The organism is Kitasatospora sp. NPDC001547, assembly GCF_042894165.1.
GTDB lineage: Bacteria > Actinomycetota > Actinomycetes > Streptomycetales > Streptomycetaceae > Kitasatospora.
Genome location: NZ_JBIAVL010000041.1, coordinates 15,170 through 31,778, shown reverse-complemented (window position 1 = coordinate 31,778; position 16,609 = coordinate 15,170). Strand labels below are relative to the sequence as shown.

The 16,609-nt window shown below is 73.0% G+C and carries 2 protein-coding genes (1 of these 2 only partly in view); both read right to left on the bottom strand.

All coding sequences use genetic code 11. The features are described 5' to 3' along the window. On the bottom strand, positions 1-5,158 hold a 5,158-nt coding region (locus ACFY0X_RS36070), incomplete at its 3' end, for an amino acid adenylation domain-containing protein (protein WP_387760752.1). Continuing rightward, positions 5,158-16,609, bottom strand: the 3' portion of a protein-coding gene (locus ACFY0X_RS36065; RefSeq protein ID WP_387760751.1) for a non-ribosomal peptide synthase/polyketide synthase. Its footprint extends 7,745 nt past the window's final position; 11,452 of the gene's 19,197 nt are visible here — the last part of the coding sequence; the start codon falls outside the window, past its right edge; it ends in the stop codon at positions 5,158-5,160. The genes ACFY0X_RS36070 and ACFY0X_RS36065, both read right to left, overlap by 1 nt.

Below are 16,609 nucleotides of genomic sequence, written 5' to 3'. Positions count from 1 at the left end.
GGTTCACGATGCCCTCGTGCGGCACCACCACACCCTTCGGACGACCCGTCGACCCCGACGTGAAGATCACATACGCCGGCTGCGACGGCAGCACCACCACATCCAGCGGACCGTCGTCCAGCCCAGCCAGGGCCGGGTCCTCCACCAGCACCCGCACCACACCGCCGGGCAGCACACCCGCCAGCGAACCGGTGGACACCACCACCGACGCACCCGCCGTCTCCACCGCGTAGCCGACCCGCTCCGCCGGATACTCCGGATCCAGCGGCAGATACGCCCCACCGGCCTTCACCACCGCCAGCAGCGCCACCACCAACTCCACGCCGCGCTCCAGGCACACCCCCACCACGGAACCCGCACCCACACCCTGCGAGACCAGGTGACGCGCCAGCCGGTTCGCCCGCGCATCCAACTCCGCGAACGACACCTCCACACCCTCGAAGACCACCGCCACCGCATCCGGCACCGACGCCACCCGCGCCTCGAACAACGCCGGCAACGTCGACACCACACCCCCGACAGCCGTGTCGTTCCACTCCACCACCACCCGGTGAAGCTCCTCGGAAGGCAGCACCTGGACCGTGCGGAGCTCGGCGTCTTCCTGGCCGTCAAGGGCCCGCTCCAGCAGGGGGAGCAGTCCATCGACAGCCGTCCGCAGCAGCACGCCGACGGCGCCCGGGTCGATCGGTGCGACCGCGTCGACCGCAAGCGCCATCTCGTCGCCGCTGTCGTCGACGGAGACGCCGAGTGGATAGTTGGTGCGCTCCTTGGAGAACACCACGCGGATGCCGTCCAGACCGCGGTCATCCTCCTGCTCGGGGGCCCTGCCGGTGTTGTGGCGGTAGTTGAGCAGCGAGGTGAACACGGGGGTGCCGGCCGCGAGGCCGCTGGCCTGCTGGGCCACGGCGAGCGCGGCGTGCTCGTGCTCCAGCAACTCGGCCAGCTGGCCGCGCATCGCCGTCACGGCCTCCAGCGCACCCAGCTCACCGGTCTTCACCCGAACCGGCAGCGTGTTCATGTAGAGCCCTGCCACCCGGTCGGCGCCCGCACCCGCGTTCATCCGGCCGAACAGCACCGTCCCGAACACCACGTCCGCGTGGCCGGACACCGCCGCGAGCACCCGCGCCCACGCGACGTGCATCAGCGTCGCCGGGCTGGTTCCGGCCCGACGTGCCACCGCCCTCAGCCGCTCCACCGTCTCGGGTGCGAGCGGCACCACGGCGCGCTCCACGGCGGTGCCGTCGCCCTGGACGTCGACCACCTCGAACGGTGCGGTGGGCTCGGTCACGTCACCGAGCAGTTCGGTGAAGTACCGCTCGTGCTCGGTCCGTTCCTGCCCGATGCGCACCTGGGCGACGAAGTCGCGGAACGGCAGCGGTTTCGGCAGTTCACCGCCGCGACCGGTCAGGAACGCCCGGACCTCGTGCAGCAGCACCTCCAGCGCGGTGTGGTCCTGCACCAGGTGGTGCAGCCGCAGCAGCACCAGCCAGCGCCCGCCCTCGGGCAGCGCCGCCGCGTGCACGCTGATCAGCGGCGCCTGCCCCAGGTCCATGGACAGGCCGACGACTTCCCGGAGTTCGGCCGACGGGTCGGCGGCCTGCGGGTCGAGGGCCACCTCGTTCACTGCCAGCCGGGCGTGCCGCCACACCACCTGCACGGGCTCGCGCAGGCCCTCCCAGACGAACGACGTGCGGAAGATGTCGTGCCGGTCGATCACCTGCTGGAAGGCATGGACGAAGTCGTCCACGCGCTCCCGCGAGTCCAACTCGATCACCACCGGCATCAGGTACGCGTCCTCGCCGCCCTCCGCCATCAGGTGGTGGAACAGCAGGCCTTCCTGCAGCGGCGCCAGCGGATACACGTCCGCGACGTTCGCCGCGCCGCCGTCCACCGTCGCGACGACCCGCTCGACCTCCTCCGCGGTCAGGTCGACCAGCGGCAGCATCTCCGGCGTGATCGCGGTCGCGTCGGCCGGAATGAGGTTCGCCGGTACCGACACCTCCGCCACGCCGGACGAGGCCGCCAGACCGGCCGGCGTCGGCCTGTCGAACAGCGCCCGCACCGACACCGACACGCCCTGCTTCCGCAGCACCTCGACCAGGCGCACCGCCAGCAGCGAGTGTCCGCCGAGCCGGAAGAAGTCGTCATCGACGCCGACGTTGTCCAGTCCCAGCAGTTCGGCGAACGCCGCGCAGAGGATCTCCTCGCGCGCGTTCGCCGGGCCGCGACCCGTCCCGCTGGTGTACTCCGGCGCGGGCAGGGCCTTGCGGTCGAGCTTGCCGTTGCCCGTCAACGGGATCGCGTCCAGGACCACGACCGCGGCCGGCACCATGTGCTCGGGCAGACGACGCGCCGCGAACTCCCGCACCGCGGCCGGCAGACCACTGGCGTCCTCGTCCGGATCGTCCGCCACGACATACGCCACCAGACGCACATCACCCGGCACGTCCTCCCGGGCCACCACCGCGGCCTGCCCGACCAGCGGATGCGCGGTGATCCCGGCCTGGACCTCGCCCAGCTCCACCCGGAACCCACGGACCTTCACCTGCTCGTCCGCACGACCCAGGAACACCACCCGGCCATCAGCCGTCCACCGCACCCGGTCACCCGTGCGATACATCCGCTCCCCGGCGACGACACCGTACGGGTTCGCGACGAAACGCTCCGCCGTCAACCCCGGCCGCTGCACATAACCACGCGCCACCTGCACGCCCGCCACATACAACTCACCCGCCACACCCACCGGCACCGGCCGCAGGAACCCGTCCAGCACATAGAACCGGGTGTTCGCCACCGGCGCACCCACCGGCACCAGACCACCGGCGGCATCATCAACGCTCAACCGCGTGGTCGCGACACCGATCGTCGTCTCGGTCGGGCCGTAGTGGTTGAACACCCCCCGCTCACCCGCCCGCTCGACCAGCTCGCGCACCAGCTCCGGCGTGGCAGCCTCACCACCCAGCACCAGCGAACGCCCCGGCAGCACACCCCCCACACCCGCCACCGACGCCAGAGCGGCCAGGTGCGAGGGCACCGCCTTCAGGAAGTCGATCCCCTGCTCGGCCAGATACGCCGCCACCCGCGCCGGATCGGTGACCGCCCCCTCCTCCAGGACGTGCAGCTCACCACCCGTCGCCAAGCTCGCGAACACCACCGTGTTCCCCAGGTCCGTGGCCTGCGCCTGAAGAAGCGCATACCGCCCGCCCGGCACACCGAACCCGACCCGACCCGGCACCGACGACACATAGTTCGCCACACCGCCGTGCGTGACCGCCACACCCTTCGGACGACCCGTCGAACCCGACGTGTAGATCACATACGCCAGACCGTCCCCGGCAACCGCCACCCCGGGAGCGGTCGTGGGCAGGGCGGCCAACTGCATCGCCGTGAACGTCGCGTCGATGGCCACCAGCCGGACCCCGACCGACGGCAGCTCACCGAGGATCTCGTCCGTCGTGACGACCAGCGCCACCCGGCTGTCCTTCAGCGTGAACGCCACCCGGTCCGCCGGCTGCGCGTGGTCGACCGGCAGGTAACCCGCACCCGCCTTCCACACCGCCAGGATCCCCGCGATCATCTCCACACCACGCGGCAGGGCAAGACCCACCACCGACTCCGCACCCACACCCTGAGCCACCAGGAAGTGCGCCAACCGGTTCGCCCGCGCGTCCAGCTCCGCGAACGACACCCGCTCACCACCGGCCACCACCGCCACCGCATCCGGCGACGACGCCACCCACGCCTCGAACAACTCCACCACCGAGGAAGCCGAAACCTCCTCCTCCGTGGCGTTCCACTCCACCATCACACGACGGTGCTCGGCGTCGTCGAGCAGTTCGACTCCGCTCACCCGCGCCTGCGGGTCAGCGGACACAGCGGCCAGCACGCGCACGAAGTACACCGCGAGCCGCTCGACCGACGCCGCATCGAACAGATCCGCCGCACCGATCACCGATCCGTACACACCGGCCGGTGCGCCCTGCGCGTCGAACGCCTCGCCCAGCAGCACGTCCAGGTCGAACCGGACCGTCCGCTCGCCCGTCGGCAGCCCGCCCGCCGACAGACCGGGCAGGTCGAGCACGGCCTGCGCGTTGTTCTCCAACGTCAACACCGTCTGGAACAGCGGATGACGCCCCATCGACCGGGTCGGCGCCAGCTCCTCGACCAGCTTCTCGAACGGCACGTCCTGGTGGTCGAAGGCCGACAGGGTCGTCTCCCGCACCCGGTCGAGCACCTCGCGGAACGTCGGATCGCCCGACAGGTCCGCCCTCACCACCAGCGTGTTCACGAAGAACCCGACCAGGTCGTCCAGCGCCACGTCGGTACGGCCGGCGACGACGGTGCCGATCGGCAGGTCCGTGCCCGCGCCCAGACGCGAGAGCAGCACGGCCAGCGCCGACTGCAGCACCATGAACATGCTCACGCCCTCGGCCCGGGCCAGTTCCGCGAGCTGCGCATGCACCTCGGCGGGAACCTCCACCGGAGCGGTGGTGCTGCGGTGGGAGGACACCATCGGACGCGGACGGTCCACGGGCAGCGCCAGTTCCTCCGGCGCACCCGCCAGGGCCCCACGCCAGTAGTCTAGCTGAGCGTGCATCAGGCTGGCCGGGTCGTTCTCGTCGCCCAGCAGTTCACGCTGCCACAGCGTGTAGTCCGCGTACTGGACCGGAAGCGGCTCCCACGCGGGCGCCCTGCCCGCGCAACGGGCCGCGTACGCCTCGGAGACGTCCCGGGCCAGCGGCCCCATCGACCAGCCGTCACCCGCGATGTGGTGCACCACGACCGCCAGGACGTGCTCGTCCGGGGCGGTGGAGAAGACCCAGGCCCGGATCGGCACCTCGGACGCCAGGTCGAACAGGTACCGCGTGGCCTCGCCCACGACGGCGTGCAGCTCCTCCGGCGCCACCTCGGACACCGCCAGCTCCCATTCCAGCTCGTCGAGCTTGTGGATCCGCTGGTAGGGCTCGCCGTCCTTGGTCGGGAACACCGTGCGCAGCACCTCGTGCCGGCCGATGACGTCGCGCAGTGCGGCGTTCATCGCCGTCGGGTCCAGTCCGCCGGACAGCCGCCGCACGATCGGGAGGTTGTAGGCCGGGCTGGGGCCGTCCAGCTGGCCGATGAACCAGAGCCGACGCTGGGCAAAGGACAGAGGGATCATCAGTGCTGCTCCTCGGTGGTGCGCATCGGCCGCAGTGCTGGCCTGGCTGTCTTCTGTGTTCCAAGCTGCCGGGCGAGTCCGGCGACCGTCGGTGTCCGGTAGAGCGTGCGCAGCGATACGTCGATCCGCAGCAGCGCCCTGATCTGGCTGATGAGTCGGGTGGCGAGCAGCGAGTGGCCGCCGAGGGCGAAGAAATCGTCGTCCACGCCCACGCTGTCGAGGCCCAGGACCTCGGCGAACGCCCGGCACAGGAGTTCCTCCTGCCGGTTCGCCGGTGCCCGGCCCGCGCCCGCGCCGAACTCGGGGGCGGGCAGGGCCTTGCGGTTCAGCTTCCCGTTGGCGGTCAGCGGCAGGGCGTCCAGCGCCACGACCGCCGACGGGACCATGTACGCGGGCAGCTGGTCCTGGACCGCCAGGCGGAGTGCCTGCACGAGTCCCTCGGCCTCTTCCCCGCTCGCCCCGGCGGGCACCACGTAGGCCACCAGTCGCTGGTCGCCGGGCTTGTCCTCGCGGACGACCACGACGGCCTGGGCCACCGTGTCGTGGGCGGCGAGCACCGCCTCGATCTCGCCCGGCTCGATCCGGAAGCCGCGGACCTTCACCTGGTCGTCGGCGCGGCCCAGGCACTCCAGCTGGCCGTCGCGGGTCCAGCGCGCGAGGTCGCCGGTGCGGTACATCCGCTCCCCCGGCTCATACGGGTTCGCGGTGAACCGCTCCGCCGTCAGACCGGGACGGCCCGCGTAGCCGCGCGCCAACTGGGCGCCCGACAGGTACAGTTCGCCCGCCACACCGGCCGGAGCGAGCTGCATCCGGGCGTCCAGGACGTACCCGCGCACACCGGCGAACGGGCGTCCCACCAGTACCGGACCGGCGGCCACCTCCGCGGAGGTCGCCCACACCGTCGCCTCGGTCGGGCCGTACAGGTTGACCGCCTCGATGCCGAGCGCGGTGAAGCGCTGCGCCAGTTCGGCCGGCAGGGCCTCGCCGCCGACCAGCGCCCACACTCCGGCGGGCCAGCCGTCCACGTCCAGCAGGGCCCGCCACAGCGACGGCACGCCCTGCACCACGGTCGCTCCGGAGGAGACCACCAACCGGGTGAGGGCCGCCGGGTCGCGGACCACCTCGCGGGGGGCCACCACCACCGACGCGCCGGACACCAGGGGCAGGAACAGCTCCAGCGCCGCGATGTCGAAGGACACCGTGGTGACCGCCACCAGGCGGTCACCGCCCGTCAGCCGGACCCGCTCCCGCACGCCGCCCAGGTGCGCGGCGAGCGCGCCGTGCGGGACCACGACGCCCTTGGGGCGGCCGGTGGAGCCGGAGGTGTAGATCAGGTACGCCGGCTGCTCCGGCAGCGGTGCGGCACACCCGTCCGCGGGCGGCACATCCGAGGGCAGCCTGGTCAACTCCGCCGTGACAGCGGCGTCGTCGAGGGCCACCACGGGCGCCCCGAGGCCGACCAGGACCTTGGCCGGGCCGCTCGTGGTCAGCACGAGGGCGGTGCCGGCGTCGTCGATGGTGTAGGCCACCCGGTCCGCCGGGTACTCCGGATCCACCGGCAGGTAGGCGCCGCCGGCCTTCAGCACCGCCAGCAGGGCGACGACCAGCTCGACACCGCGGTCCAGGACCACCGCGACCACCGACTCGGGACCGACGCCGCGGCCGGCCAGGTAGTGCGCCAGCCGGTTCGCCCGGGCGTCCAGTTCGGCGTACGTCAGCTCGGCGCCGCCGGACACCACGGCGACGGCGTCCGGGGTGCGCGCGGCCTGGGCCGCGAACAGCTCGGGCACCAGGGCGCCTTCGGACGCGTCCCCCGTGTCGTTCCACTCGTCGAGCAGCCGGTGCAGGTCGTCGTCGCCGAGTACCCGCACCGCGGCGAGCGGCTGCTCGGAGCCGCCGTCCAGGGCGGTCTCCAGGGCGGCGACCAGGTTCTCGGCGGCGGTGCACATGAGCCGGGCGACGGCCTCGCCGTCGACGGCGGCCACCGCGTCCACGGTCAGGTGGATCGACTCGCCGTCGTCGTCGACCGCCACCACGAGCGGGTAGTTGGTCCGCTCCTGGGCGAACCGCGACTCGAAGCCCTCGAACCCGCGGTTGCGGTCGCCGCTCTCGCGCTCGGAACTGCTGGGGTTGTGGCGGTAGTTGAGCAGCGCGGTGAACAGCGGGGTGTCGCCGGCCAGTCCGCTGGCGCGCTGGGCCAGGGCGAGCGAGGCGTGCTCGTGCTCCAGCAGCTCGGCCAGCTGGCCGCGCATCGCCGACACGGCCTCCAGTGCACCCAGTTCACCGGTGCGCACGCGCACCGGGAGGGTGTTGATGAACGGTCCGGGGGTGTTCGCCGAGCCCGCGCCGGCGTTCATCCGGCCGAAGAGGACGGTGCCGAAGACGACGTCGGAGCGGCCCGACACGGCGGCGAGGGTCCGCGCGTAGGCGACGTGCAGGACGGTCGCCGCGCTCGTCCCCAGCCGGCGGGCGACCGCGCGCACCCGGTCGTGCAGCCTGGGTGCGAACGGCACCCGCAGCCGGACCGCGTCCGCCCCGTCACCGTGGACGTCGACCAGGCCGAACGGCGCGGTCGGCTCGTCCACGTCGGCGAGCAGCCCGGTGAAGTAGCGCTCGTGCTCCGCCTGCGCCACGCCGCCCCTGGCCTGCGCGACGAACTCGCGGAACGGCACCGGCGCGGGCAGCGAGTCGCCCCGGCCGGTCAGGAAGGCCTGCACCTCGGCCAGCACCACCTCGAGGGCGGTGTGGTCCTGGACGGCGTGGTGGACCTTGAGCAGCATCAGCCACCGGCCGCCGTCCGGCAGCGCCGCGACGTGCAGCGTCAGCAGCGGCGCCCGGCCCAGGTCCATCGACGAACCGCCGATGGTCAGCAACTGCTGCACCGGGTCGGTGCCGTCCGGGACCAGGGCCACTTCCTCGACGGAGAGCGGCGCTCGGCGCCAGACCGCCTGGACCGGCTCGCGCAGGCCCTCCCAGACCAGCGAGGTGCGGAAGATGTCATGGCGGTCGACGACCTGCTGCAGGGCGCCGGTGAAGGCGTCCAGCAGCTCGCGGGACTCCAGCTCGAACACCAGCGGGGTGACATAGGCGTCGTCGCCGCCGTCGGCCAGCAGGTGGTGGAAGAGCAGGCCCTCCTGCAGCGGGGCGAGCGGGTAGACGTCCGCGATGTTCGCCGCACCGCCGGGAACGGCCGCCACCACGGTGGCGAGTTCCCGGTCCGAGAGCTCCACCATCGGCAGCATGTCCGGGGTGATCTCGACGGCGTCGGCGGGGATCAGGTTCACCGGGACGTCCACCGCCCGGCCGGCACCCGCCGACAGGGCGAGCCCGGCCGGGGTCGGTGTCTGGAACAGGGCCCGTACCGACACCGACACGCCGTGGCCGCGCAGCACCTCGACCAGGCGGACCGCGAGCAGCGAATGCCCGCCGAGCCGGAAGAAGTCGTCGTCCACGCCGACGCCCTCCACGCCGAGCACCTCGGCGAAGGCCGCACAGACGACCTCCTCACGCGCGTTGGCCGGAGCACGGCCGGCACCGGCCGCGTACGCCGGGGCGGGCAGCGCCGCCCGGTCCAGCTTCCCGTTCACGGTCAGCGGCAGCGCCTCCAGCACCACCACCGCCGAGGGGACCATGTAGGCGGGCAGCCGCTCCGCGGCCGTCCGGATCAGCAGCCCCGGCAGGTCGCCCGGCGCACCGTCCGCGACCACATACGCCACCAGACGCTTGTCACCCGGCTCGTCCTCCCGCGCGATGACCGCCACCTGGACGACCCGCGGATCAGCGGCGAGGACGCTCTCGACCTCGCCGGGTTCGATCCGGAAGCCGCGGATCTTCACCTGGTCGTCGGTGCGGCCGGCGAAGACGAGACGCCCGTCGGCCGTCCAGCGGGCCCGGTCACCGGTGCGGTAGAGCCGCTCGCCCGCGCCGCCGAAGGGGTTCGCCACGAACCGCTCCGCCGTCAGGCCCGGACGGCCCAGGTAGCCGCGTGCCAGACCGGCACCGGCCACGTACAGCTCACCGGCCACACCCACCGGCACCGGCGCCAGGAACTCGTCCAGCACGAACACCCGGGTGTTCACCACCGGCGCCCCGATCGCCACCTCGCCGGCCAGCGGATCGCAGAGCCAGCAGGCGGCGTCCACCGTCGTCTCGGCCGGACCGAAGGAGTTGAACAGACGGTGACCACGCGACCAGCGCGCCATCACCTCCACCGGCAACGCCTCACCACCCGTCACCAACACCACATCGGACGCGATCGAACCCTCGTCCAGCGTCGCCAGCACCGCCTGCGGCAACGCCACATGCGTCACCCCCGACTCCGCCAGGAACCCGGGCAGCGCCTCACCAACCCGCCGCTCCGACGGAATCACCACCAGCGCCGCGCCGGTCAACAGGGACATGAACCACTCCCACGCGAACGCGTCGAAGCCCACCGACCCGTACTGACCCACCCGCGAACCGGCACCCACACCCAGATCACGGACCTGACCCGCCACCAGACTCGCCACACCCGCGTGCGACACCAACACACCCTTGGGCCGACCCGTCGACCCCGAGGTGTAGATCACGTACGCCGGGTTGGCCGGGGCCGGCCCCGGCCCGGCGAGCGGGCCGGCGTCCAGCTCCGCCAGGGCGGCCACGACCTCACGGTCGTCCAGCAGCACCGCACCGGGCAGCACGCCCTCGGTGGCGGCCGCGGCCAGCAGCACCCGCGGCTCGGCGTCCTCCAACATGTACGCCACCCGCTGCGCCGGATACTCCGGATCGATGGTCATATAGGCACCACCGGCCTTCAGCACACCCAGCACCGCCACCAGCAGCTCGGCACCACGCTCCAGACAGACCCCGACCACCGACTCCGCACCGACACCACGACCGACCAGGAACCGCGCCAACCGATTCGACCGCGCGTCCAACTCGCCGTACGACAGCCCGACACCGCCATCGACCACCGCCACCGCACCCGGATCCCGCGCCACCTGCACCGCGAACAACTCCGGCACCGTCCCCGACCCGACCTCCACCGCCGTGTCGTTCCACTCCACCAGCAACCGACGCCGCTCCTCAGCGGCCAGCACCTCGACCGCGCTCACCCGCTGCCGCGGGTCGGCGGCCACCGCACCCAGCACCCGGACCAGGCCCTCGGCGAACCGCTCGGCCGTCTCCCGGGTGAACAGGTCCGCCGCGACGATCACGGCGCCGTGGATCCCGGCCGGACGGCCGTCGGCGTCGAACGCCTCGCTCGCCGCCACCTCCAGGTCGAACTTGGAAACCGACACCCCCGACGCCGTCCCGGCGGCCTCCGCCCCCGGCAGGTCGACGACGGCCCGCGCGTTGTTCTGCAGCGTGAGCATCACCTGGAACAGCGGCTGAACCGCCGTCGAGCGGACCGGCGCCAGCTCCTCGACCAGCTTCTCGAACGGCACGTCCTGGTGCTCGAAGGCCGACAGGCTGGTCTCGCGCACCCGGCGCAGCAGTTCGGTGAACGCCGGGTCACCGGACAGGTCGGTCCGCAGCACCAGGGTGTTGACGAAGAAGCCGACCAGGTCCTCCAGCGCGGCATCCGTACGGCCCGCGTTCGCCACACCGATCGGAAGGTCGGTGCCCGCGCCCAGCCGGGCGAGCAGCACCGCCAGAGCGGACTGCAGCAGCATGAACGGGGTGACGCCCTCCGCCCGGGCCAGCTCGGCGAGCTTCGCGTGGACCTCGGCCGGCACCGTCAGCGGCACCTGGTGGCCGCGGTGGGAGGCGATCGGCGGCCGCGGGTGATCGAACGGCAGGTCCAGCTCCTCGGGGGCGCCGGCCAGCGCCTCGCGCCAGTGGGCCGTCTGCCGGGAGAACAGGCTCCGCGGATCCTGCTCGTCGCCGAGCAGTTCCCGCTGCCACAGCGCGTAGTCCGCGTACTGGACGGGAAGCGGCTCCCACTCCGGCGCCCGGCCCGCGCAGCGCGCCGCGTAGGCCTGCGAGAGGTCCGCCGCCAGCGGGGTCGTGGACCAGCCGTCTCCGGCGATGTGGTGCATGGTCACCACCAGGACGTGCTGCTCCGGGCCGCCCTCGAACAGCCAGGCCCGGATCGGCGCCTCGGTGGCGAGGTCGAAGGCGTACCCCGCCGCCTCGGCGACGGCGGCGTCCAGCTCGGCCGGGGCCACCTCGGTGACCGTCAGCTCCCAATCCAGCTCGTCGAGCTCGTGGATCCGCTGGTAGGGCTCGCCGTCCTTGGTCGGGAACACCGTGCGCAGCACCTCGTGCCGGCCGATGACGTCGCGCAGCGCCGTGTTCAGCGCCGCACGGTCCACCGCGCCGGTCAGGCGCAGCGCGACCGGGACGTTGTAGGTGGCACTCGGGCCCTCCAGCTGTCCGATGAACCAGAGGCGGCGCTGCGCGTAGGACAGCGGCAGCCGCTCCGGCCGCTCACCGGCGGCCAGTGCGGTCCGCGCGGTGCCGGCGCCGGCGAGGCGGGCGGCGAGCGCGGCCACCGTGGGAGCGTCGAAGAGCGTCCGCAGCGGCACCTCCACGCCCAGGACCGTCCGGACCCGGCCGATCAGGCGGGTGGCGAGCAGCGAGTGGCCGCCGAGGGCGAAGAAGTCCTCGTCCACGCCGACGCTCTCCAGGCCCAGCACCTGGGCGAAGACCCCGCAGAGCAGTTCCTCCTGGAGGGTGGCCGGGCCCCGGCCGCCGCCGGCCGCGTACGCCGGGGCGGGCAGCGCCGCCCGGTCCAGCTTGCCGTTCACGGTCATCGGCAGGGCGTCCAGCACCACGACCGCCGAGGGGACCATGTACGCGGGCAGCCGCTCCGCGGCGAACTCGCGGACCAGGGAGGGGAGTGCGGCCGCAGCGTCGGCGGCGGCCGGCACCGTGTAGGCGACCAGGCGCAGCTCGCCGGGCTCGTCCTCGCGGACGATCACGGCGGCCTGGGTGACCCCCGGGTGCGAGGCCACCACGGTCTCGACCTCGCCCGGTTCGATCCGGAAGCCGCGGATCTTCACCTGGTCGTCCGCGCGGCCCACGAACACCAGCTGCCCGTCCGCCGTCCAGCGGGCCCGGTCACCGGTGCGGTAGAGCCGCTCCCCCGCGTCGCCGAAGGGGTTCGCCACGAACCGCTCCGCCGTCAGACCAGGACGGCCCAGGTAGCCGCGCGCCAGACCGGCACCGGCCACGTACAGCTCACCGGCCACGCCGACCGGCACCGGCGCCAGGAACTCGTCCAGCACGAACACCCGGGTGTTGACCACCGGTGAGCCGATCGCCACCTCGTCGGCGGCGTCCGGGTCGCAGGGCCAGCAGGTGGCGTCCACCGTCGTCTCGGCGGGGCCGTAGGCGTTGAACATCCGCCGGCGGCGCGCCCAGCGGGCCGCCGTCTCGGGCGGCAGCGCCTCGCCCGCCGTCACCAGCACGAGGTCCTCGGCGACCGAGCCCTCGTCGAGCGTCGCCAGCACCGCGGGCGGCAGCGTCACATGGGTCACGGCCTGCTCGGCCAGCAGCCGCACCAGCGGATCGCCGGTCCGCTCCTGCGGCGGGATGACCACCAGGGTCGCGCCGGTCAGCAGAGCCATGAACCACTCCCACGCGAACGCGTCGAAGCCCACCGAGGCGAACTGGCCGACCCGGTGCCCGGCACGGACGCCCAGCATCCGGGTGTGGCCCGCCGTCATGCTCGCCACACCCGCGTGCGACACCAGCACGCCCTTGGGCCGACCCGTCGACCCCGAGGTGTAGATCACGTACGCCGGGTTGGCCGGGGCCGGCCCCGGCCCGGCGAGCGGGCCGGCGTCCAGCTCCGCCAGGGCGGCCACGACCTCACGGTCGTCCAGCAGCACCGCACCGGGCAGCACGCCCTCGGTGGCGGCCGCGGCCAGCAGCACCCGCGGCTCGGCGTCCTCCAACATGTACGCCACCCGCTGCGCCGGATACTCCGGATCGATGGTCATATAGGCGCCACCGGCCTTCAGCACACCCAGCACCGCCACCAGCAGCTCGGCACCACGCTCCAGACAGACCCCGACCACCGACTCCGGACCGATACCACGACCGACCAGGAACCGCGCCAACCGATTCGACCGCGCGTCCAACTCGCCGTACGACAGCCCGACACCGCCATCGACCACCGCCACCGCACCCGGATCCCGCGCCACCTGCACCGCGAACAACTCCGGCACCGTCCCCGACCCGACCTCCACCGCCGTGTCGTTCCACTCCACCAGCAACCGACGCGCCTCGGCCCCGTCGAGGACGGGCACCGCGGCGAGCGGCTGCTCGGGGCCGCCGTCCAGGGCGGTCTCCAGGGCGGCGACCAGGTTCTCGGCGGCGGTGCACATGAGCCGGGCGACGGCCTCGCCGTCGACGGCGGCCACCGCGTCCACGGCCAGCGCGATCGACTCGCCGTCGTCGTCCACGGACACCGCGAGGGGGTAGTTGGTCCGCTCGCGCGAGAACTTCGCTTCGAAGCCCTCGAACCCGCGGTTGCGGTCGCCGCTCTCGCGCTCGGAACTGCTGGGGTTGTGGCGGTAGTTGAGCAGCGCGGTGAACAGCGGGGTGTCGCCGGCCAGTCCGCTGGCGCGCTGGGCCAGGGCGAGCGAGGCGTGCTCGTGCTCCAGCAGCTCGGCCAGCTGGCCGCGCATCGCCGACACGGCCTCCAGCGCGCCGAGTTCACCGGTGCGCACCCGAACGGGCAGGGTGTTGATGAACGGTCCGGGAGTGTTCGCCGAGCCCGCGCCGGCGTTCATCCGGCCGAAGAGGACGGTGCCGAAGACGACGTCGGAGCGGCCCGACACGGCGGCGAGGGTCCGCGCCCAGGCGACGTGCAGGACGGTCGCCGCGCTCGTGCTCAGTCTGCGGGCGACCGCGCGCAGCCGGTCGTGCAGCTCCGCCCCGAACGGCACCCGCAGCCGGACGGTGTCCGCCCCGTCGCCGCGCACGTCGACCAGGCCGAACGGCGCGGTCGGCTCGTCCACGTCGGCGAGCAGCTCCGTGAAGTACCGCTCGTGCTCCACCTGCGCCACGCCGCCCCTGGCCTGCGCGACGAACTCGCGGAACGGCACCGGCGCGGGCAGCGAGTCGCCCCGGCCGGTCAGGAAGGCCTGCACCTCGGCCAGCACCACCTCCATCGCGGCGTGGTCCTGGACGGCGTGGTGGACCTTGAGCAGCATCAGCCACCGGCCGCCGTCCGGCAGCGCCGCGACGTGCAGCGTCAGCAGCGGCGCCCGGCCCAGGTCCATCGACGAACCGCCGACGGCCACGAGTCGCTCGACCGGGTCGGAGTCGTCGGCGGCCAGGGCCACTTCCTCGACGGAGAGCGGCGCTCGGCGCCAGACCACCTGGACCGGCTCACGCAGGCCCTCCCAGACCAGCGAGGTGCGGAAGATGTCATGGCGGTCGACGACCTGCTGCAGGGCGCCGGTGAAGGCGTCCAGCAGCTCGCGGGACTCCAGCTCGAACACCACCGGGGTCACGTAGGCGTCGTCGCCGCCGTCGGCCAGCAGGTGGTGGAAGACCAGGCCCTCCTGCAGCGGGGCGAGCGGGTAGACGTCCGCGATGTTCGCCGCGCCACCGGGAACGGCGGCGACGATGCGGGCGACCTCGTCGGCGGTCAGATCGACGAGCGGGAGCATCTCGGGGGTGATCTCCCGCGCGTCGGCGGGGATCAGGCTCGCCGGAGCCGCCACCTGAACGGCGCTGGTGGATGCCGCCAGCCCGGCCGGGGTCGGTGTCTGGAACAGGGCCCGTACCGACACCGACACGCCGTGGCCGCGCAGCACCTCGACCAGGCGGACCGCGAGCAGCGAATGCCCGCCGAGCCGGAAGAAGTCGTCGTCCACGCCGACGCCCTCCACGCCGAGCACCTCGGCGAAGGCCGCACAGACGACCTCCTCACGCGCGTTGGCCGGAGCACGGCCGGCACCGGCCGCGTACGCCGGGGCGGGCAGCGCCGCCCGGTCCAGCTTCCCGTTCACGGTCAGCGGCAGCGCCTCCAGCACCACCACCGCCGAGGGGACCATGTACGCGGGCAGCCGCTCCGCGGCCAGTCCGGTGAGCAGCCCCGGCAGGTCGCCCGGCGCACCGTCCGCGACCACATACGCCACCAGACGCTTGTCACCCGGCTCGTCCTCCCGCGCGATGACCGCCACCTGGACGACCCGCGGATCAGCGGCGAGGACGCTCTCGATCTCGCCGGGTTCGATCCGGAAGCCGCGGATCTTCACCTGGTCGTCGGTGCGGCCGGCGAAGACGAGACGCCCGTCGGCCGTCCAGCGGGCCCGGTCACCGGTGCGGTAGAGCCGCTCGCCCGACCCGCCGAAGGGGTTCGCCACGAACCGCTCCGCCGTCAGACCAGGACGGCCCAGGTAGCCGCGCGCCAGACCGGCACCGGCCACGTACAGCTCACCGGCCACACCCACCGGCACCGGCGCCAGGAACTCGTCCAGCACGAACACCCGGGTGTTCACCACCGGCGCCCCGATCGCCACCTCGTCGGCCAGCGGATCGCAGAGCCAGCAGGCGGCGTCCACCGTCGTCTCGGCCGGACCGAAGGAGTTGAACAGACGGTGACCACGCGACCAGCGCGCCATCACCTCCACCGGCAACGCCTCACCACCCGTCACCAGCACCACATCGGACGCGATCGAACCCTCGTCCAGCGTCGCCAGCACCGCCTGCGGCAACGCCACATGCGTCACTCCCGACTCCGCCAGGAACCCGGGCAGCGCCTCACCAACCCGCCGCTCCGACGGAATCACCACCAGCGCCGCGCCGGTCAACAGGGACATGAACCACTCCCACGCGAACGCGTCGAAGCCCACCGACCCGTACTGACCCACCCGCGAACCGGCACCCACACCCAGATCACGGACCTGACCCGCCACCAGACTCGCCACACCCGCGTGCGACACCAACACACCCTTGGGCCGACCCGTCGACCCCGAGGTGTAGATCACGTACGCCGAGTCCTGGGCCCGGACCACCACGTCCAGCGGACCGTCGTCCAGCCCCGAGAGGTCCAGTCCCTCGACCGGAAGCGCCCCCGGCACCAGAGCCAGCGTGCCGTCCGACGCCAGTACCACCGACGGCTCGGCGTCCTCCAACATGTACGCCACCCGCTGCGCCGGATACTCCGGATCGATGGTCATATAGGCACCACCGGCCTTCAGCACACCCAGCACCGCCACCAGCAGCTCGGCACCACGCTCCAGACAGACCCCGACCACCGACTCCGCACCGACACCACGACCGACCAGGAACCGCGCCAACCGATTCGACCGCGCGTCCAACTCGCCGTACGACAGCCCGACACCGCCATCGACCACCGCCACCGCACCCGGATCCCGCGCCACCTGCACCGCGAACAACTCCGGCACCGTCCCCGACCTGACCTCCACCGCCGTGTCGTTCCACTCCACCAGCAACCGACGCCGCTCCTCAGCGGCCAGCACCCGGACGGCGTGCAGCGGCGTGTCC